This window comes from Xanthomonas hortorum (genome assembly GCF_040279205.1).
Taxonomy (GTDB): domain Bacteria; phylum Pseudomonadota; class Gammaproteobacteria; order Xanthomonadales; family Xanthomonadaceae; genus Xanthomonas; species Xanthomonas hortorum_F.
In genome coordinates this window covers 1-17,872 of sequence record NZ_JBEOLS010000050.1, presented here as the reverse complement: position 1 = coordinate 17,872, position 17,872 = coordinate 1, and the positions used below count along the sequence as shown (strand labels likewise).

The window sequence follows — 17,872 nt, the reverse complement described above, 5'->3', positions numbered from 1 at the left end:
CGTCGCAATGAGCGACCAACACACCTGCTGCGCAACCGCGCACGACAGAGTTGCTGGAGGCTTTCAAACATCACGCCCACCGCGTTGCATGCGTGCACCAATGCACCGCATACAAGGCGATCAAGCGTTGGAATAAAGGCCCGCTGCGCGCGTGCGCAGCGGGCGGACAGCGGTTAGAACTTGTAGCGCACGCCCAGCAGGAATTGCCGGCCGGTTTCGCTGTATTGCAGCGGCAACTGCGCGGCCGCACCGACCCATTCGTCGGCCACTTCGTTGGTCAGGTTGATGCCTTCCAGGCTCAGCTCGATCTTGTCGTCGAACTTGTAGCGCAGCGAGGCGTCGATCATCGTGGTGGCCTTCATGCCGTGCACGTCGAAGCCGGTTTCGGTCGCCGGCACCTGGGTCAGATAATCGTCGCGATGCGTGGCCGACACGCGCCCGGCGAACTTTTCGCCCTCGTAGAACAGCGTGGCGTTGTACGCATTCTTCGACAGACCGGTGAGATCGGTTTCCAGCGATGCCGCGCCGCTGGTGGTCAGATACTGGATCTGCGAATCGACGTAGGTGTAGTTGAGCTGGATACCCAGATTGCTCCAGACGCCCGGCAACCAGCTGAAGGGCTGGGTGTAGTTGGCTTCCAGACCCTTGAGATCGCCACCGGGCGTATTGAGCGGCACGCTGAAGACGAAGTCGTCGTTGACGCCGGCGCCGGTACCGTCGAGCAGGCTCACCGGCAGGCCGCTGGAGGAGTACGGACGTACCTCGCGTGCGGTCTGCACGAAGCTTTCGATGTCCTTGTAGAACAGCCCAAGGCCCAGCAAGGCGCCTTCCTGGAAGTACCACTCGAAGCCCAGGTCGTAGGTGTCGGCCAGAATCGGGTCCAGATTCGGGTTGCCGCCACTCACTGTGCGCGCGCCGCCGCTGACGTTGACAGTGACACCCGGCGTCAGGCTACCCAGGCCCGGACGCGACATCACCTTGGCCGCACCGAAGCGCACCAGAAAATCCGGGCTGACTTCGGCCACCAGGTTCATCGAGGGCAGCGTGTTGTTGTATTCGCGCTCGGCGGTGGTCTGCACGAGTGCGGAGCCGACAGTGGCAAAGCCGGTGGACTCCTGCTTGGTGCGCACATAACGCACGCCCAGATTGCCGGAGAACGGGATCGCGCCGATATCGAAGGAGAAATCGCCCTGCAGATACGCACCGCGATCCTGCTCGGTGACGCTGCGGGTGTTCACCGCACGCTCGGCCAGCGCAAAGGTGCCGGTGCCGCTATAGATGCCCAGCGCATCGGCCACCGCATCCAGATTCGGCACCACCCAGGTGTTGGGCGTGCCCTTGATGGCGCTCAATCCGGTTTGCTCGGTCAGGTCGGCCGGCACGATGCGGGTGCCATCGGCGAAGGTGGGCACCGCCACTTCGGAAGCGCGGCGGAATTCCTTGGTGGAGAAGGTGTAGTTCTTGGCCAGCACGCCACCCTTCAGACGGAACCCGGGGCTCACGCTCCAGTCGAAATCCAGGCTGCCGGTGTCGAAGTCGTTTTGCACCTGTTGCGGACGCAGGCGCAGTTCGGCCAGGGTCCAGCCATTGGGGTCGGTGGGGTTGATGCCGTAGTTGAACACCGGCTTGCGGCTGTTGCCGCGGTAGTCGTAGGAATACCCATCGACGTTGAGCTTGTCCATGATCACCGTGGTCTGGATCGGGTTCTCGTGCTTGGAGCTCGAGGTACCGACCATGCCGCTGATCTTGAACACGTCGCTGAAGCGATGCTCGCCGGTCAACGAGAGCTGCTTGAAGACGGTGTTCCATTCGTCGTAACGGTTTTCCGAGCGCACGTCGACGTTGTCGAAATTGCCGTACAGCATCGCGCCGGTGGCCGGGTCGATGAAGCCATCATTGACGATGGTCTGCGGCTTGCCGCCCTGTGCGGCGCCACGGCTGAAGGAGATCGCTTCGATATAGTTCTCGCTGCGCTTGGCGTCGATCTTGGAATACAGACCGTCCAGCGAGAACTCGGTGGAATCGCTCGGAGCCCACTGCAGCGAGCTGGTCACGCCGATGCGCTCCTGCTTGTGCTCCATCAAGGTGTAGCGCGGGAAGCGCGGATGGAACACGTTGGCATCGCGCGCCTGCGGGAACGCCGGGCTGGCGGCGAAGTTGCCGTTGCTCGGGCCATTGGCCCAGCGACCGCTGTTGCTGCCTTCTTCCAGCAGCTCGCGCTCGGTGTAGGCCACCGACACCAGGGCGCCGAAGGTGTTGTCGGCCCAGGTGTTGGAGATCAGGCCGGCCACGCGCGGGTTGGCCTTCTCGGACATCGCGTTGTAGGCGGCCTGGCCGCTGGCGGCGATGGTGAGGCCTTCGTAATCGAACGGGCGCGCGGTACGCAGGTCGACCGTGGCGCCCAGCGAGCCTTCTTCCACATCGGCCTGCGCGGTCTTGCGCACGATCAACTGGGTGAACAGGTCCGAGGCGAACACGTTGAAGTCGAAGCCGCGGCCACGGTTGGAGCCGCCGGACTGGTCCGAACCGCCCACCGTGGTGAGCGCTTCCATGCCGTTGACGCGCACGCGGGTGAAGTCCGGGCCTAAGCCGCGCACCGAGATATTGCGGCCTTCGCCGGCATCGCGGGTGATCACCACGCCGGGGATGCGCTGCAGCGATTCGGCCAGGTTGAGGTCGGGGAACTTGCCAATGTCCTCAGCGACAATGGCATCGACCACGCCGGCTTCGCCGCGCTTGATGTCCAGGGCCTTTTCCACCGAGGCGCGATAGCCGGTGACGGTGACAGCGTCGAGGTCGACCGTTGGCTCGGTGGGTGCCTGGGCGGCGTCCTGTGCAGCCGCATGGCCGCTCAGCGCAAGGCCGATCGACAGTGCAAGCAAGGTAACCGGTGTCTTCCGGTTGGTGGTCCGAAATTGCATGTCCTCCCCTCCCAAGGGTCCATGAACAACGTGAAATAGCGGGGGTGTGGGCGGTAATGACACCGCTGGTCAAAACGACGTTACCAGCTGAATCACCGTTCAACATCTTGCAGCGCAGCAGAAAACCTCACCTAATTTGCACAAAAGGGGTGCAACCAGCCCCTACACGTCGCATTATTCTTGTGATTGGCCGTCTATCACGACGGCTAGAATGACACCGATGGTCATCCTGACGCGTCCCGGTCTCCCCACCCCGTGACGCACCACACAGCCGAGGTAATTGCCGCATGAGTCGTGCCCGTATCCTGTGCTTTGGAGAGTTGTTGTTGCGCCTGGGGGCGCCTGGTCACGAGCTGCTGCTGCAGCAGCCTCGGCTGGATGTGCATTGCGGTGGGGCGGAGGCCAACGTTGGCGTGTCGCTGGCGCATTTCGGCCACGAGGTGGCCATGGTCAGCACGGTGGCGGACAACCCGCTGGGTGCGGCAGTGCTGGGCGAACTACGGCGGCACGATGTGGACACGCGGCATGTGCGGCGCGTGGACGGCCGCATGGGCCTGTACTTTTTGACCACCGGTGCGATCCATCGGCCCAGCGAGGTGGTCTACGACCGCGCCGATTCGGCGTTTGCACTGGCGCCGGCCGATGCCTACGACTGGCCGCGCCTGCTTGAGGACGTGCAATGGCTGCACCTGTCCGGGGTCAGCCCGGCGCTGGGCGCCGATGTGGCGCAGGCCACGCTGGCGGCGGCACGCGCGGCGCGTGCGGCCGGGGTCAAGGTCTCGTTCGACGGTAACTACCGGCCCAAGTTATGGCAGCGCTGGCAGGGCGATGCGCGCGGCATCCTGCGCCAGCTGTTCGACTGTGCGGATGTGGTGTTTGCCGATTACCGCGATATCGGTGTGGTGCTCGGTGGCGAGTTCCCGCAGGACACGCTGGAAGCGCGCGTGGAAGCCGCCGCGCAGCAGGCCTTCGCCGCATTCCCGCAACTGCAATTGATGGCCTGCACGCAGCGCGTGGCGCACAACGTGGACCACCACAGCCTGGGCGCGATGCTGGTGCCGCGCAGCGGTGAAGTGGCACGTGCGCCCAGCGAAGAACTGACCCCGATCATCGACCGCATCGGCGGCGGCGACGCGTTTGCGGCCGGCGTGCTGCACGGCCTGATCGAAGGCTGGTCGCTGGACGACACGGTGCGCTTCGGCCTGGCGGCGGGTTGCCTGAAGCACTCGATTCCGGGCGATTTCAATCCGCTGTCGGTGGCCGATGTGCAAGCCTGTGTGGGCGATGCGCGGTTTGATGTGAGGCGGTGAAAAGCTGGGATTGGGGAGTCGGGATTGGGGAATCGTAAGAGCATGTAAGAGCGCTGGCTTTCAGCGCTCTATCCAGGTTTGTTGCTAACAGCGCGCGGTGCGCTCGGAACTGACACGCGATTGTGCGATGTGATGCGCGATCGCGGGCGCGGGCAGATGCTTGCTACGTGTTGCTCGCTGAGCTCACGCGTTTCAGGCGGGCGCAGGTGCGCGGCGTTTGTTGATGCTCCATTTCAGCGCTGCGCTCAGCAGGACCACACACAGCGAGGCCGGTACGCTGAAAAACAGCGTGATCATCAGGGCGAACTGAAAGTCTGGCGCCGAGCCGTCCTTCATGACCACGGCGCAGACGACGGCCGTGGTGATCACCACATTGACGATTGCTTTCAGCGAGCCGTGCAGCTTGACGAAACGCAGCAGCACGGCACAGGTCACGCTGACCAAGAGGGCCAGCACCAGAAAGGCGATCAGTTTGTCCATGACCTCGTGCGCTCCATGCAGTGTGGATGTGGTTCAACAATCAAGCCACGTCCCTGCCGATCCAGTGATCGACACGAAAGCCAGCGATTCATAGCGGCGTCTTGACCTTTAGCGCCGGGATTTGGCATTGGGATGGAGTCGGGAGTCGGAAACAGTCAAAGCACTGCGTACTGCACAACCAGCGTGCCAAGCCGCCACGGCTTTTCCGATTCCCCACTCCCGATTCCCGATTCTCAGCCCAACTCGATGCAATCGAACCTCACGTCCGGATCCACATCGGCGTCGTAATCCACATCGTCACGCTCGAAGCCGAACAGCTTGAGGAATTCGTGCTTGTAGCCGGCGTAATCGGTAAGTGCGAACAGGTTCTCGGTGGTGACCTGCGGCCACAGCGCCTTGCAGGCGTCCTGCACGTCGTCGCGCAGTTCCCAGTCGTCCAGGCGCAGGCGGTTTTCGTCGTCCACGTCGGCAGGCTGGCCGTCTTCGCGGTACAGGCGCTCGCGGAACAGGCGGTCCAGCTGGTCGATGGTGCCTTCGTGCAGGCCCTTTTCCTTCATGATCTTGTAGACCATGGAGATATACAGCGGCATTACCGGGATCGCCGCGCTGGCCTGGGTGACCACCGACTTGAGCACCGCCACATTGGCGCTGCCGCCGTGCTTGCCCAGGCGCGCGTTCAAGCGCTGCGCGGTGTGGTCCAGATCGACCTTGGCCTTGCCCAGTGCGCCATGCCAGTAGATCGGCCAGGTGATCTCGGTGCCGATATAGCTGAAGGCCACGCTGCGCGCGCCGTCGGCCAGCACGCCGGCGCCTTCCAGCGCGTCGATCCACAATTCCCAATCCTGCCCGCCCATCACGGTGATGGTGTCTTCGATCTCCTGCTCTGTCGCCGGCTCGATCGAGGCCTGGATGATGGCGTCCTTGTTGGTGTCGATGGCGGTGGCGGTGTAGGTGTTGCCGATCGGCTTGAGCGCCGAGCGCTTCACTTCACCCGTGCCCGGCAGCTTGCGCACCGGCGAGGCCAGCGAATACACCACCAAGTCGACCTGGCCGCCCATCTCGCTTTTGATCAGCTCGATCACCTGCGCACGCGCGGCATCGGAGAACGCATCGCCATTGATCGACTTGCTGTACAGACCCGCGGCCTTGGCATGCTTGTCGAAGGCGGCCGAGTTGTACCAGCCGGCGGTGCCGGCCTTGGTGGCTGTGCCGGGCTTTTCGAAGAACACGCCCAGCGTGTCGGCACCGAAGCCGAACGCGGCGGTGATGCGCGAGGCCAGCCCATAGCCGCTGGACGCGCCAATCACCAGGACCTTCTTCGGGCCGTCATTGCGCACGCCGTGCGCGCGCGTGGCGGCGATCTGCTCAAGCACATTGCGCTCGCAGCCAAGCGGATGCGTGGTGGTGCAGATGAAGCCGCGCACTTTGGGATGGATGATCAACGTGTACTCCTCGTCAGCAAGATGCTGGCGGCATCTTAATCGGTGGGCTGCGCGCGAAACAGCCTGATGCGCAACACACGCTGCTGTATGGATGCGCGTGAAGAGGCCGGTATCGCCACACGGCGTGGCGTGCAACGCATGCATCTTCAGCGCACAGCTGCGAACGAACAGCGATCACCATCGATTTCCTGCCGGGCCGCCTGTGCTATTTTTTGCGCCTGCCGTGCCGTGCCTGGCTGCGCCTGTTGGCGATCGTCGAGGTCCCTTTCAGCTGTGCGACCGGTGTCTGAGCGATGTCTCTTCGAAGCGAGCGCGTCACGCAGCTGAGCTCCGTCCCACGGTTTCGGCTTGGGCCATTGCTGGTCGAACCGGAACGGCTTGCGTTGATCGACGACGGCCAGGCCATCGCGCTGGAACCGCGCATGATGGAAGTGCTGATCGCGTTGGCCGAGCGCGCAGGCGAGGTCATCAGCGCCGAGCAGTTGTTGATCGAGGTGTGGCACGGCAGCTTTTACGGCGACAACCCGGTGCACAAGACCATCGCCCAACTGCGCCGCAAACTCGGCGACGACAGCCGCCAGCCGCGCTACATCGAAACCATCCGCAAGCGCGGTTACCGGCTGCTGCCGAAGGTGATCTTTCCCGAGGATTACCGCGGTGCGGTGATCGGCACGCAGGTGTGGGGACACGGCAACCCGTATGTGGGGCTGCAGGCGTTCGACCCCGCGCACGCCGCGGTGTTTTTCGGCCGTAGCCATGCGATTGCGCAGGTGCTGGGTGCGCTGCGCGCGCAATTGCACAGCCAACGCGGGCTGGTGCTGGTGAGCGGTGCCAGCGGCTGCGGCAAGACCTCATTGCTGCGCGCCGGCGTGGTGCCGCTGCTGTCGCAGCCCGGCGGACTGGATGGTCTGGAAGCGTTGGCGGTGGCGTACTGCAACCTGGCGCAATGCCGCGGCGGCGATGTCCTCGACACGCTGGCACGCGCACTTGGCGACTGGGCGCCGGGCGGGCGCGCGGTGTTTTCGCCAGCGCAGACGGCGCTGCTGCCCGATTGGTTGCAACGCCCTGCACCACTGCATGCGGCCATCGGCGAGGCGATGCGCCAGAACGCCCCAGCGCGCGACAGCCTGCAAACCCAGCGCCATCTGCTGTTGGTGATCGACCATGCCGAAGCGATGGTGGCCACCCCCGGTATTACCGATGCCGACCGCGTCGGCTTGGCTGCCGCATTGCAATCGCTGTGCAGCAGCGCGCAGGTGGCGGTGTTGATGCTCACCCGCAGCGATTTCTATCCGCGCCTGATCGATGCCTTGCCGCAGATCGTGGAACTCAAACGTGGCGACGGGCATGTGGATCTGCTGCCGCCGCGCGATGGCGAGATCGGCCAGATCATCCGCGTGCCTGCAGCGATGGCCGGGCTGCGCTTCGAAGAAGACCGCGACAGCGCCAGCCGCCTGGACGATGTGCTGCGCGACGCCACCGCGCGCCAGCCCGATGCCTTGCCGTTGCTGCAGCACTTGTTGCATGCCTTGCACGCGCAACGCAGCGACGATGGCCTGCTGACCTTTGCGGCCTATCGCGCATTGGGCGGGCTGGAAGGCGCGTTGGCGCACCATGCTGAACACACCTTTCGTGCCTTGCCGCCCACCGCGCAGGCCGCGCTGGGCGAGGTGCTGACGTTGCTGAGCGTGATCCATCCCGACAGCGATGCAGTAACCGCGCGGCGTGCGTTGTGGTCGGCATTGCCCCAGAACAGCGCCGCACGCGTGCTGGTGGATGCCTTCGTGCATGCGCGGTTGTTCGTCAGCGAACTGGTCGCAGGCGAGCCGGGGTTTGCGGTTGCGCACGAAGCCTTGCTGCGGCAATGGCCGCGCGCGGCCGAGTGGATCCATGAAAACCGCCGCCAGCTGCAGGCCCACAAACGCCTGCAGCTGGCCGCACAGCGCTGGGCCGCAGAAGGCCGGCGCACCGATCATCTGCTCAACAGCGGGCGCCCGTTGAGCGAAGCGCGCGAGGCGGCGCGGCGCATGCCCCAGGAGTTGGACGCGGTGGATCACGCGTTCCTGCATGCCTGCGAGCGCTCGCAACGGCAGCGCCGCGGGATGTATGCGGTGGCGGCGACGTTGTTGGTGGTGCTGGCAAGCGCCTCGATGCTGCTGGGCTGGCAAGCGCGGCAAGCGCAGCAAGTGGCCGAGCAACGCCGCGACCAGGCCCAGCAACTGGTGAGCTACATGCTGGGCGATCTGGCCGAGCAATTGCGCACGGTGGGCAACCTCAAACTGCTCGACAGCGTGGGCAGCCGCGCGCTGCGCTATCTGGAAGACCTGCCCAACGCCAGCATGCAGACGGGCGATCTGATCAACCACGCACGCGCCCTGCGCACCACCGGCGAAGTGCTGATGAATCAGGGCAAATTGGACGAGGCGCATGCGGCATTCACGCGTGCCGCTGCCACGGCCGAGCAGGCACGTGTGCGTGCGCCAGATGCGTTGGATGCACACGCGGAATTGGGCCAGGCGGCGTATTGGCTGGGCTACCTGGCATATCAAGCCAAACAGTTGCCATTGGCGCGCACATACTGGTCGCAATACCTGACTGCCTGCGAACATTTGGTGCGCGCTGCGCCAAAGGATCCGCGCTGGCAGCTGGAGTTGTCGTATGCGCTCAACAACTTCGGCACGCTGGCCACCAGTGAAGGACAGCCGAATGTGGCAATCGGCTTTTTTGCCCGCTCCATCGCACTCAAGCGGCAACTGCTTGCACGCGCGCCTGACAATACTTCGGTGCGCTATGAGCTGATCGACAGCTTGTCGTGGTTGAGTCTTGCGCAGGAAGCCCAGGGCTTGCTCGCACCCGCAGAGCAGGGCTATCGCGAAGAGATCGCGATGTTGCGCGTGCTGGTCGAGACGGACCCGGACGCGCATGCCTGGCGGCGGCGACTGGCAGGGGCGCTGATACGCACTTCCAATCTGGCACTGGCGCGCGGTCATCTGACGCAGGCGCAGACCGATGCGCAGGACAGCGTGCGCATCCTGCAAACGCTGGTGGCATTACAGCCGGAAAATGTCGTCTGGCGCCGCGATCTGGCGCATGCGCATGCTCAGGTTGGCTGGGTGGCCGGCCTGGATGGAGACAGCAACAAGGCCCGGCAGCACCTGACGCAGGCTCGCCAGATGACCACCGAGCTGCTGCAACAGACCCAACCGATACCGGAGTGGCAATGGCTGGACGCCATTATCGCGTTGAGACTGAGCCACCTGCGTACTGCCAATTCCACCATCGTCGATGGTGAGATGGACACTCTGGTCGCGCGGCTGGATGCCTTGCATCGCGCCAACCCCGACGACCTGCTTGGTCTGTCGGCACTGGCACAGGCATTGATCTGGCATGGCGAACAACTCGCTGCTGCCGGTCAGGCCGACAACGCCCGCAACGCCTGGCAGCGCGCGCTCGGCGTGCTTGGCAAGGATGCGGGCAACAGCCGCGACAAGGACCTGCTCGACCCATGGATTCGCGCCCAGGTGCACCTGGGCCAGCGCGCTGTCGTCGCGCAACAGCTCGGATGGCTGTATCAAGCGGGCTACCGCCACCCGGAGTTCATCTCCCTCTATGCCCCGCTTTTCAAGGAACAGGACACGTCATGACGGACAAGAAAAAACTCCATATCTCCCTCACTGTTGCAGATGTCGGATTCGGCGGAAATACCGGCGGGAGCAAATATTTCTACAGCTTCTCTCCGGATCTGGCACTCGCATGCAAGGGGCAAAGCCCGTTGACCATGGTCTACAGCTTCGCAAAGGAAGTTCGGGACAATTTCCAGATCAGAAGTGTGCTGACGACCGATTCCAAGGAACAGATCGTGCATCCGATCGAGATCGCCATCGATGGCCGCAGCGCAACGGTGATCAACAGAAACGAAATCGCGACGCTGATCTTCCTCTCGTTCGTGGTGGAAGACACAGACAAAAAGATCCTGTTTAGCTGCGACCCGCAGGTGGGCAACGACCCGAAGATTTCACCGCGATAACGCCTACACCCCACTGTCTGGCAGGGCTGCGCCAGACAGTGTTGTCGCCGCTGGCAGGCCGGACCGTGCAGCGGGCGCACACTGTGCGTTGTGGCCGCAGGTCCTGCGATGCTCCAGCCGGTTGCGCTCGCATGATTCACACATGTCGCCATATCCCCTGTCTGCAGGAGTGTGGCCTCTGGCTTGGGTTGAACGGTGGCGGCAGCGCAGCGTAGATCGCGGTGGCATCGCTCCTATCGCCGATTGCTCCATCCGATCGGTGTGGGTGGTGCCTGCAGGCTGCGTCGAACCATCGTGCATGTTCACCTCACTCCCTCACGCCGCCGTGGTTGGGTGCTTGCCGGTGCGTCTGTCAGTGCGGTGCCGCATTCCGACTGTCGCATTCGACTTCGGCAGCTGCGCGCCGTCATCCCCGATCAGACAGGTTGCTGAAAGCCACGTTGATCTGGCTGCGTGTTGCCAGCACGCTGGGCATGCGGTCGCGGTCGTTACGGCCAGCTCCGCGCCCTGCCCCTTGCCGACACGCCAGGCCCTGTGCGCAACCGCGCTGATCGGAGTGGGCGGCCGCGCTATCGCATGCTCCGGCCGCGGGTCCCTGCACTGCCAGATCACAGCGACCCACGGCCACTCGCAGGTCACGCTCGGCCGTGGCGGGTTGGGTCAACAGCGCGGCCCGGGTCCAGCTGCCCGGCAATTCGGGCTGGGTAGGTGCCGTCCAGGCACTGGTGGACAGCACGACGATCAACACGAACAGGTATCGGACCAGGCGCATGACGGACTCCGCGGCAGACCGGAGCGCGGCGCGTCCCCGAGCGGCGTTGGTGGCCGCCGGATCACCTTCGTGCGTGGCCGTTCGCGCGACCTGACGGCAACCTTACGGTTGTTGGCTGATTCTGCCGAAGCTGGGAAATCCCTTGTAAAACAAAGTTATGCAACCTGATGGGATCGCGTCATGCAAAGTGGTGGCGGTGTGTCTGACCATTGCGTGCGACGGTGACAGTCTCGTAGAGCTCCGCCTTTTGGCCGAGGCGAATGGGCTAGCGCCACCATCGACGAAGGCGAATCTTGGGGACTAGAGGCGAGGAGGCAGATGCCAAGCCATCCCGGCTGGTCACAGCCGGCTGGCCACGTGCAGTTCCTTCTCCCACCGGGAGAAGGTGCCCCGCAGGGGCGGATGAGGGTACGGGCGAAGCCTCGTGTCATCTCGTTCCACGTGTGGCTTCGCCCCGTACCCTCACCCCAACCCCTCTCCCGGAGGGAGAGGGGCTCCCGGTTTCCGGCTTCCGATTTGCGGCTCGACTTCAACGCCGGTCTCACCCTGCCAGCGCCCGCAGCCCCGCTCTTACGACTCCCTAATCCCTAATCCCTAATCCCGATTTCCAATCCCGATTCCCCAACCCTCAAATCACCCGCAACGTGATCGCCTTCAACACCGCGCGCGTGCGGTCGCGGGTGCCGAGCTTTTCCAGGATGGTGGAGACGTAGTTCTTCACCGTGCCCTCGGCCAGGAACAGGGTGCGGGCGATCTCCTTGTTGGAATAGCCACCGGCGAGCAGGCGCAGGATCGCCACCTCGCGCTCGCTGAAGGTCTCGCGCGGGGGCTGCTGGTCGCGGAACTGGTAGCGGGCGCGCACCGGGTCGGTGCTGACCGGCTGCAGCAGGGTCTCGCCGTTGGCCACCCGCTCGATCGCCTCGCGCAGGTCTTCCGGGGCGGCGTCCTTGAGCAGGAAACCTTGCGCGCCGGCCTCGGTCGCCCGCAGCAGAAGGTCGCTGTCGTCGAAGGTGGTGAGCAGCAGCACCGGCGTGCGGTCGCCCCGGTCGCGCAATTGCTGCAGCGCCTGGATACCATCCAGGCCGGGCATGCGGATGTCGCTGAGCACCACGTCCACCGTGTTGATGACGAGCGCGTCCAGCAGGCCCTGGCCGTCGTCGGCCTCGCAGACCACCTCCACGCCCTGCTGCTGCAACAGCGCGCGCAATCCGGCGCGGACCAGCACCTGGTCATCGGCCAATGCGATACGGCGCGCGCTCATGCCGGCAACCTCGCGGTCAACTGCATGCCGCCGTGCGCGGCGCGGCCAAGTTGCAGGTGGCCATGCAAGGCCGCCAGCCGCTCGCGCATGCCGGCGATGCCGTTGCCCTCGCGGATCTGCTCGGCGCAGTGGCCATCGTCCTGGATGTCGATCTGCAGCTGGCCGTCATGGGTGTGCAGCGACACCTGCACGGTGTCGGCCTCGCCATGGCGTGCGGCATTGGTCAGCGCTTCCTGTACCAGCCGCAGCAGGGCTTCGGCGATTTGCGGGTCGCTCACGCGTACGGCCGGGTCGATCTGCAGCTGCAGCACCGGTTTGGGAAACGGCGCGGCCAGGGCATGCAGCGCGGTGTGCAGATCCAGCCCGGCATCGTCGCGCAACGACTGCACCACGCTGCGGATGTCGCCCAGCAGCTCACGCGCAAGGCCTTCCAGCATCGCCAGTTCCTGGCGCGGCGCCAGCATGGGGTCGGCACGCAGCAAGCGCAGATGGATGCTCATCGCGGTGAGTTTGTGCCCGGCCACGTCGTGCAACTCGCGCGCCAGGCGCAGGCGCTCGGCATCGCGCGCGCTGTCGGCCAGCAGCGCGCGGGTGGCCAGCAGATCGGCATTGACGTAGGCCAGCGCATCGCGGGCACGCTCGGCACTGCGCGCGTAATGCGCTGTGAGCGCGGCAAAGGCCTGGAAGCCGGCGTAGATGCTGACGATCAACAAGGCGCGATCGAACCCGGCCTGCACTAGCAGCGCATACATGCCGGCGTTCAACGCCAGCGCCAACAGCAGCACGCGCAACGGCGGCCAGGTCATCCCCGCCTGCGCCACCAGCATGACCAGCAGCACCGGGGCAGTGCCGGCGCGCGGCTCCATCCAGACCAGCAGCAACGCCATGACCGCCTGCAGCAGCGTTGCGACAGTGCGCAACGCATGCAGCGACGGCAACACGGTGTGCAGCAGAAATAACGCGGTAAAGCCGGCCAGCACGCCCCAGCGCCAGACGCTCTGCGGTGAGGCGTCGGGCATAAACGACAACGCCACCGCCGCAATGGTGAACGCGCCGGCCAGGCGCAGGGGATGCAAAAGATGCGGCAGGGAAGAGTTCATGCGGCGATGCTGACGGCCGCGCGGCCACTCGGCAATGGGACGCATGCAGAAAGTGACTTCCGGCAGGTGGGATCGATGACCTGCGGCCCCTGTCGTGGATGCGGTGCGTGCGCACACTGGCATGACCAACCCATCCCATCGCCACGGAGTCACGCCATGTCTGCTTCCAGTCTGTTTCTTGCGCTCAATCTGATCTGGGGCGGCTACGAACTGCTGCTCAGCAGCCGCCGCCGCGCCAGCGATGGTGGCGCGCACGATCAAGGCACGCTGCAACACTTGTGGCGGGTGCTGTCTGCAGCGGTGGCCGTTGCGGTGGTGCTGGCCTACAGCGGCCTGGCCCATTGGCCGCAGGGCTGGGCCGCGCCGCTGCAGTGGGCCGGCTGCGCGTTGATCGGCAGCGGGCTGGCGTTGCGCGTGTGGGCCATCCAGGTGCTGGCACGCTGGTTCACGGTGGATGTGACCATCCAGTCCGATCATCAGCTGGTGCGCAGCGGCCCGTATCGCTGGCTACGCCATCCCTCCTACACCGGCGCGCTGCTGGCCTTTTACGGGCTGGCGCTGGGCATGGGCAATGCGTTGTCGGTGGCGGCGATCGTGGTGCCGGTGACCTGGGTCTTCCTGCACCGCATCCGTATCGAAGAAGCCGCCTTGCAGCGCGCGTTTCCGGTGGCGTACCCGGCGTATGCGGCGCAGAGCCGGCGCCTGCTGCCGCTGGTGTGGTGAGGGTTGCGAAGGCAGCGGTCTGGCGCCTGCGATGAGGAGTGCTTCGCCTGCTTGCACACGGGTTCGGCCCACGTGGCGTGCAGGCAGACGTGTTGCCGCACTGTGGTCAGCCACGCGTGGGGCGATCTGCGACGGGCACCACCGCCGCCGGGTCGAGGCGCTGCGTACCATCGCCCCCAACGCGTCGCATCCCCCACCCGTGTCAGGAGACTTGCATGCTTGCCCGCACCTACGTCGTTGTCGCACTCGCCGGCCTGCTCGGCAGCGCCGGCATCCAGGCCGCCGATCTGGACGTGGGCGTCAGCGGCCTGCGTTCGCAACAAGGCAAGTTGCGCATTGCGGTGATCGCCTCACCCGCGCAGCTGGAAAGCGCACAGCCGCCGGTGCAGGCGCAAACGGTGCCGATCACCAGCGCTACGCTGCACATCCAGTTCAAGAACCTTGCCCCCGGCCGCTACGCGGTGATGATCAATCACGACGAAAACAGCAATGGAAAGCTGGACACCAATTTGATCGGCATGCCGGTGGAAGGCTACGGCTTCAGCAACAATCCGCGCGCGATGCGCAAGCCGACCTTCGACGAGGCGGCGTTCGAGCTGCCGGCCGGCGGCAAGCGCATCAGCATCGAGATGCGCTGACAGCCCGCCCAGACGCGAGGACATCCGGATGCAACGACGCCGCTTCCTGCAGTCCCTGTTGGCCGCTACCGGCAGTGCCGCGCTGGCCAGTTGGTCGCTGCGCAGCCTGCCGGCGCAGGCCATGGAGGCGGCGCAGTTCCATGCCGGCCAGCAGCGCGCACCGTGGCTGCTGGGCTGGCGCAGCGTCACCCAGGCGAGCCTGGGCCCTACCCGCGTGGCGCTGCAAGGCACGCTGCCCGAGGGCCTGGCCGGCAGCTTGTACCGCAACGGCCCGGCGTGGACCGAGCGCGCCGGCTTCCGCTACGACCACTGGTTCGACGGCGACGGCATGGTGCACCGCTGGCGGCTGGCTGGCGGCCAGGTGCAGCACCACGCGCGCGTGGTGGCCACCCACAAATTCACCCAGGAACAGCAGGCCGGCCGCTTCCTCTACCGCGCGGCCGGCACCGCGGTGCCGGACCAGCAACCGGCGCGCAACAACGACGACGTCAACACCGCCAACACCTCGGTGGCGATGCTCAACGGGCGCCTGTTCGCGTTGTGGGAAGCCGGCTCGGCGATCGAACTGGATCCGGATGCCCTGGGCACGCTCGGCCCGGTGACCTGGCGCGACGACCTGGCCGCGATGCCGTTCTCGGCGCATCCGCTGATCGACCGCAATGGCAGCGCCTGGAACTTCGGCTCGATCGGCGTGATCGGTGCCACCGGCGTGCTGATCTGGCACATCGGCGCCGATGCGGTGCTGCGCAGCGCGCAACTGCTGCAGACCGACACGCCGGGCTACCTGCACAGCTTTGCGATGACGCAGCGGCATCTGATCTTCGTGCTGGCACCCTACCGCCGGCTGGATGGCGAGGGCCCGTTCTTCGAGCAGATGCGCTTCAGCCCCGAGGCGCCGTGCCGGATTGCGGTGGTGCCCAAGGATGCGCTGGACCAACCGCGCTGGTTTGAAGCCGACTTTGCGGTGGCCTATCACTTCGCCGATGCCTACGAACATCGCAACCGTATTGTGGTGCGGGCGCTGGTCCACACCGACCCGGAGGAGGCGCGCTCGCCATTGCGGGCGGCGATGCACGGCGACCCGGCGGCCACGCCCTCACCGGTGCAGCTGCGCAGCCTGCACCTGGATCTGCGCAACAGCCGCGCGCACTGGCAGGCGCATGCGGTGGACAACCTGGAATTGCCGACCTTCGATGCGCGTACGCCCGGCACGCGCGGCGCGCGGCTGTATGCGCCGTGCATCGACGGGCCGACCGCCTCGCCGTTCCTCAACGCGGTGGCCAGCTACGATCTGGACCGCGACCGCCGCCAGGTGCACCGCTACGGGCCGGACATGCTGGCCGAAGAACACGTGTTCGTGCCGCGCCCCGGCAGCGAGCGTCCCGACGACGGTTGGCTGGTCGGCACCGTGCTGGACACCACCCGTGCGCGCACCGGCTTGATGGTGCTGGATGCACGCCACGTGGACGCCGGGCCGATCGCACAGGCCTGGTTGCCGTATGCGGTGCCGCTGGGATTTCATGGGCACTTTGCTGCTGCCGGGTGAGCCGGTGCGCCGCCTCCCGTGATGCGGCAAGCTGAGCTGGCGCCTGTTATCGCTTTGCCCGCAGCCGCAATGCGTGCGCCGCTGGCGCAGCATGCCGAGCGTGCCGCATTGGTTTATCTCGCCAGTCACCTGGCATCGGCCTGCCGCTGCGCCAGGCACGCTGTAGCGCGGTCCACCCGCCACACCGATGGTCTTACACTCAGCGGCTACCCCGCAGCTGCCGTGCGTCTTCGATGATCATTTCTGCCGCTTCCGATTACCGTGCCGCCGCGCAGGCGCGCTTGCCGCCGTTCCTGTTTCACTACATCGATGGCGGTGCTTACGCCGAGCACACCTTGCGGCGCAATGTCGCCGATCTGGCCGATATCGCGCTGCGCCAGCGGGTGCTGCGCAATATGTCGGACCTGAGCCTGAGCACCGAGTTGTTCGGCGAGACGCTGGCGATGCCGGTGGCGTTGGCGCCGGTAGGGCTGACCGGTATGTACGCGCGCCGTGGCGAGGTGCAGGCGGCGTGTGCGGCGGCGGCGCGCGGGATCCCGTTTACGTTGTCCACGGTGTCGGTGTGCCCGATCGAGGAAGTGGCGCCGGCGATCGAGCGGCCGATGTGGTTCCAGCTCTACGTGCTGAAGGACCGCGGCTTCATGCGCAATGCGCTGGAGCGCGCCCAGGCAGCTGGCGTCACCACGCTGGTGTTCACCGTGGACATGCCCACACCGGGTGCGCGCTACCGCGATGCGCACTCGGGCATGAGCGGGCCCAACGCGCCACTGCGGCGCATGCTGCAGGCGGTGACGCATCCGCGCTGGGCCTGGGATGTGGGCTTGCTCGGCAAGCCGCACGATCTCGGCAACATCTCGGCGTATCGCGGCAGCCCGACCGGGCTGGCGAACTACATCGGCTGGCTCGGTGCGAACTTCGACCCGTCGATCTCGTGGAAAGACCTGGAATGGATCCGCGAATTCTGGACCGGGCCGATGGTGATCAAGGGCATCCTGGACCCGGACGATGCGCGCGATGCGGTGCGCTTCGGGGCCGACGGCATCGTGGTGTCCAACCATGGTGGGCGCCAGCTCGACGGCGTGCTGTCCAGCGCGCGGGCGTTGCCGGCGATTGCCGATGCGGTGAAAGGTGAGCTGAAAATCCTGGCCGACTCGGGCATACGCAGCGGGCTGGATGTGGTGCGCATGTTGGCGCTGGGCGCCGATGCGGTGCTATTGGGGCGTGCGTTCGTCTACGCGCTGGCGGCCGGTGGTCAGGCCGGTGTGGAGAATCTGCTGACCCTGATCGAACGCGAGATGCGCGTGGCGATGACCTTGACCGGCACGCGATCGATTGCCGAGATCAGCGGCGATGCGTTGAGCCGGGTGACGCGGGAGACTTCCGTTTCGCCTTGATGAGATCCGAATCAGGAGTTAAGACTGTGAGATCTCAGTTGTGTTGCGGGGATTAAGCGGCGCGGATCTGTCGTTTGTAGAGCGGATGATCTGCGGTTTGGCTGCAGGGTCCTTGCCCGCCCACCATCGCAGGACACGCCGCAAGTACGTCCGTGTAGCAACTGTGTTGATCAGGGCCTCAACCCGCGACCTTTGAGCGGTTTCCTTCAGGCGCGTTCATCGGTAGGTGCCGGCCGCTGGCCGGCACGCTTTTTTGCG

13 protein-coding genes are annotated in these 17,872 nt (G+C 65.5%); 7 read left to right on the top strand and 6 right to left on the bottom strand.

The genetic code is table 11. The features are described from left to right. Positions 1–173: 173 nt before the first annotated feature. Positions 174–2,921 carry a TonB-dependent receptor gene (locus ABS769_RS17075; RefSeq protein ID WP_317062612.1) on the bottom strand — a complete coding sequence of 916 codons (2,748 nt, stop codon included), beginning with the start codon at positions 2,919–2,921 and terminating at the stop codon, positions 174–176. A 287-nt stretch (positions 2,922–3,208) separates the two neighbouring features. On the opposite strand from ABS769_RS17075, the gene ABS769_RS17070 reads away from it, so the two are divergent. Then, entirely contained in the window at positions 3,209–4,231 is a 1,023-nt protein-coding gene (locus ABS769_RS17070) for a sugar kinase (protein WP_317062613.1), read from the top strand. 192 nt (positions 4,232–4,423) lie between these two features. Here ABS769_RS17070 and ABS769_RS17065 read toward each other — a convergent pair whose 3' ends face one another. Next, complete coding sequence (locus ABS769_RS17065; protein WP_317062614.1) at positions 4,424–4,711, bottom strand: hypothetical protein; 288 nt, start codon at positions 4,709–4,711, stop codon at positions 4,424–4,426. A 233-nt stretch (positions 4,712–4,944) separates the two neighbouring features. Continuing rightward, positions 4,945–6,153, bottom strand: a complete 1,209-nt coding sequence (gene fabV, locus ABS769_RS17060; RefSeq protein ID WP_317062615.1) for an enoyl-ACP reductase FabV — start codon at positions 6,151–6,153, stop codon at positions 4,945–4,947. A 293-nt stretch (positions 6,154–6,446) separates the two neighbouring features. On the opposite strand from fabV, the gene ABS769_RS17055 reads away from it, so the two are divergent. Both ABS769_RS17055 and ABS769_RS17050 read left to right on the top strand, forming a co-directional pair. After that, positions 6,447–9,797, top strand: coding sequence for an nSTAND1 domain-containing NTPase (locus ABS769_RS17055; protein WP_317062616.1), 3,351 nt, complete (start codon positions 6,447–6,449; stop codon positions 9,795–9,797). Continuing rightward, positions 9,794–10,180: a hypothetical protein gene (locus ABS769_RS17050; protein WP_043911483.1), complete on the top strand. Its 387-nt coding sequence runs from the start codon at positions 9,794–9,796 to the stop codon at positions 10,178–10,180. Before ABS769_RS17055 ends, ABS769_RS17050 begins: the two co-directional genes overlap by 4 nt. Positions 10,181–10,586: 406 nt before the next feature. On the opposite strand, the gene ABS769_RS17045 is transcribed toward ABS769_RS17050, so the two are convergent. The 3 genes from ABS769_RS17045 to ABS769_RS17035 form a co-directional block, all read right to left on the bottom strand. Beyond that, positions 10,587–10,952, bottom strand: a complete 366-nt coding sequence (locus ABS769_RS17045; protein ID WP_317062618.1) for a hypothetical protein — start codon at positions 10,950–10,952, stop codon at positions 10,587–10,589. A gap of 628 nt (positions 10,953–11,580) precedes the next feature. Further along, complete coding sequence (locus ABS769_RS17040; protein WP_229009041.1) at positions 11,581–12,213, bottom strand: response regulator transcription factor; 633 nt, start codon at positions 12,211–12,213, stop codon at positions 11,581–11,583. Further along, on the bottom strand, positions 12,210–13,436 hold the full coding sequence (locus tag ABS769_RS17035; RefSeq protein WP_317062619.1) for a sensor histidine kinase: 1,227 nt from the start codon (positions 13,434–13,436) through the stop codon (positions 12,210–12,212). Before ABS769_RS17035 ends, ABS769_RS17040 begins: the two co-directional genes overlap by 4 nt. 33 nt (positions 13,437–13,469) lie before the next feature. Here ABS769_RS17035 and ABS769_RS17030 point away from each other — a divergent pair, with 33 nt between their 5' ends. The 4 genes from ABS769_RS17030 to lldD all read left to right on the top strand — a co-directional run bounded on the left by ABS769_RS17030 (position 13,470) and on the right by lldD (position 17,614). After that, the gene (locus ABS769_RS17030) at positions 13,470–14,036 is read left to right on the top strand and encodes a methyltransferase family protein (RefSeq protein WP_317062620.1); all 567 of its coding nucleotides are present in this window, start codon (positions 13,470–13,472) and stop codon (positions 14,034–14,036) included. Between the two features lie 215 nt (positions 14,037–14,251). Further along, the gene (locus tag ABS769_RS17025) at positions 14,252–14,674 is read left to right on the top strand and encodes a DUF2141 domain-containing protein (RefSeq protein ID WP_317062621.1); all 423 of its coding nucleotides are present in this window, start codon (positions 14,252–14,254) and stop codon (positions 14,672–14,674) included. A gap of 28 nt (positions 14,675–14,702) precedes the next feature. Continuing rightward, the gene (locus ABS769_RS17020; protein ID WP_317062622.1) at positions 14,703–16,220 is read left to right on the top strand and encodes a carotenoid oxygenase family protein; all 1,518 of its coding nucleotides are present in this window, start codon (positions 14,703–14,705) and stop codon (positions 16,218–16,220) included. Between the two features lie 233 nt (positions 16,221–16,453). Further along, positions 16,454–17,614, top strand: coding sequence for an FMN-dependent L-lactate dehydrogenase LldD (gene lldD, locus ABS769_RS17015; RefSeq protein ID WP_350498207.1), 1,161 nt, complete (start codon positions 16,454–16,456; stop codon positions 17,612–17,614). Positions 17,615–17,872 lie beyond the last annotated feature (258 nt).

What these genes read in the sequence shown, in the direction of transcription:
- ABS769_RS17030 (WP_317062620.1), top strand. Translation starts at nt 13,470, where the DNA reads ATGTCTGCTTCCAGTCTGTTTCTTGCGCTCAATCTGATCTGGGGCGGC.
- ABS769_RS17055 (WP_317062616.1), top strand. Translation starts at nt 6,447, where the DNA reads ATGTCTCTTCGAAGCGAGCGCGTCACGCAGCTGAGCTCCGTCCCACGG.
- ABS769_RS17040 (WP_229009041.1), bottom strand. Translation starts at nt 12,213, where the DNA reads ATGAGCGCGCGCCGTATCGCATTGGCCGATGACCAGGTGCTGGTCCGC.
- ABS769_RS17065 (WP_317062614.1), bottom strand. Translation starts at nt 4,711, where the DNA reads ATGGACAAACTGATCGCCTTTCTGGTGCTGGCCCTCTTGGTCAGCGTG.
- ABS769_RS17020 (WP_317062622.1), top strand. Translation starts at nt 14,703, where the DNA reads ATGCAACGACGCCGCTTCCTGCAGTCCCTGTTGGCCGCTACCGGCAGT.
- ABS769_RS17050 (WP_043911483.1), top strand. Translation starts at nt 9,794, where the DNA reads ATGACGGACAAGAAAAAACTCCATATCTCCCTCACTGTTGCAGATGTC.
- ABS769_RS17045 (WP_317062618.1), bottom strand. Translation starts at nt 10,952, where the DNA reads ATGCGCCTGGTCCGATACCTGTTCGTGTTGATCGTCGTGCTGTCCACC.
- ABS769_RS17070 (WP_317062613.1), top strand. Translation starts at nt 3,209, where the DNA reads ATGAGTCGTGCCCGTATCCTGTGCTTTGGAGAGTTGTTGTTGCGCCTG.
- ABS769_RS17025 (WP_317062621.1), top strand. Translation starts at nt 14,252, where the DNA reads ATGCTTGCCCGCACCTACGTCGTTGTCGCACTCGCCGGCCTGCTCGGC.
- lldD (WP_350498207.1), top strand. Translation starts at nt 16,454, where the DNA reads ATGATCATTTCTGCCGCTTCCGATTACCGTGCCGCCGCGCAGGCGCGC.
- ABS769_RS17035 (WP_317062619.1), bottom strand. Translation starts at nt 13,436, where the DNA reads ATGCCAGTGTGCGCACGCACCGCATCCACGACAGGGGCCGCAGGTCAT.
- ABS769_RS17075 (WP_317062612.1), bottom strand. Translation starts at nt 2,921, where the DNA reads ATGCAATTTCGGACCACCAACCGGAAGACACCGGTTACCTTGCTTGCA.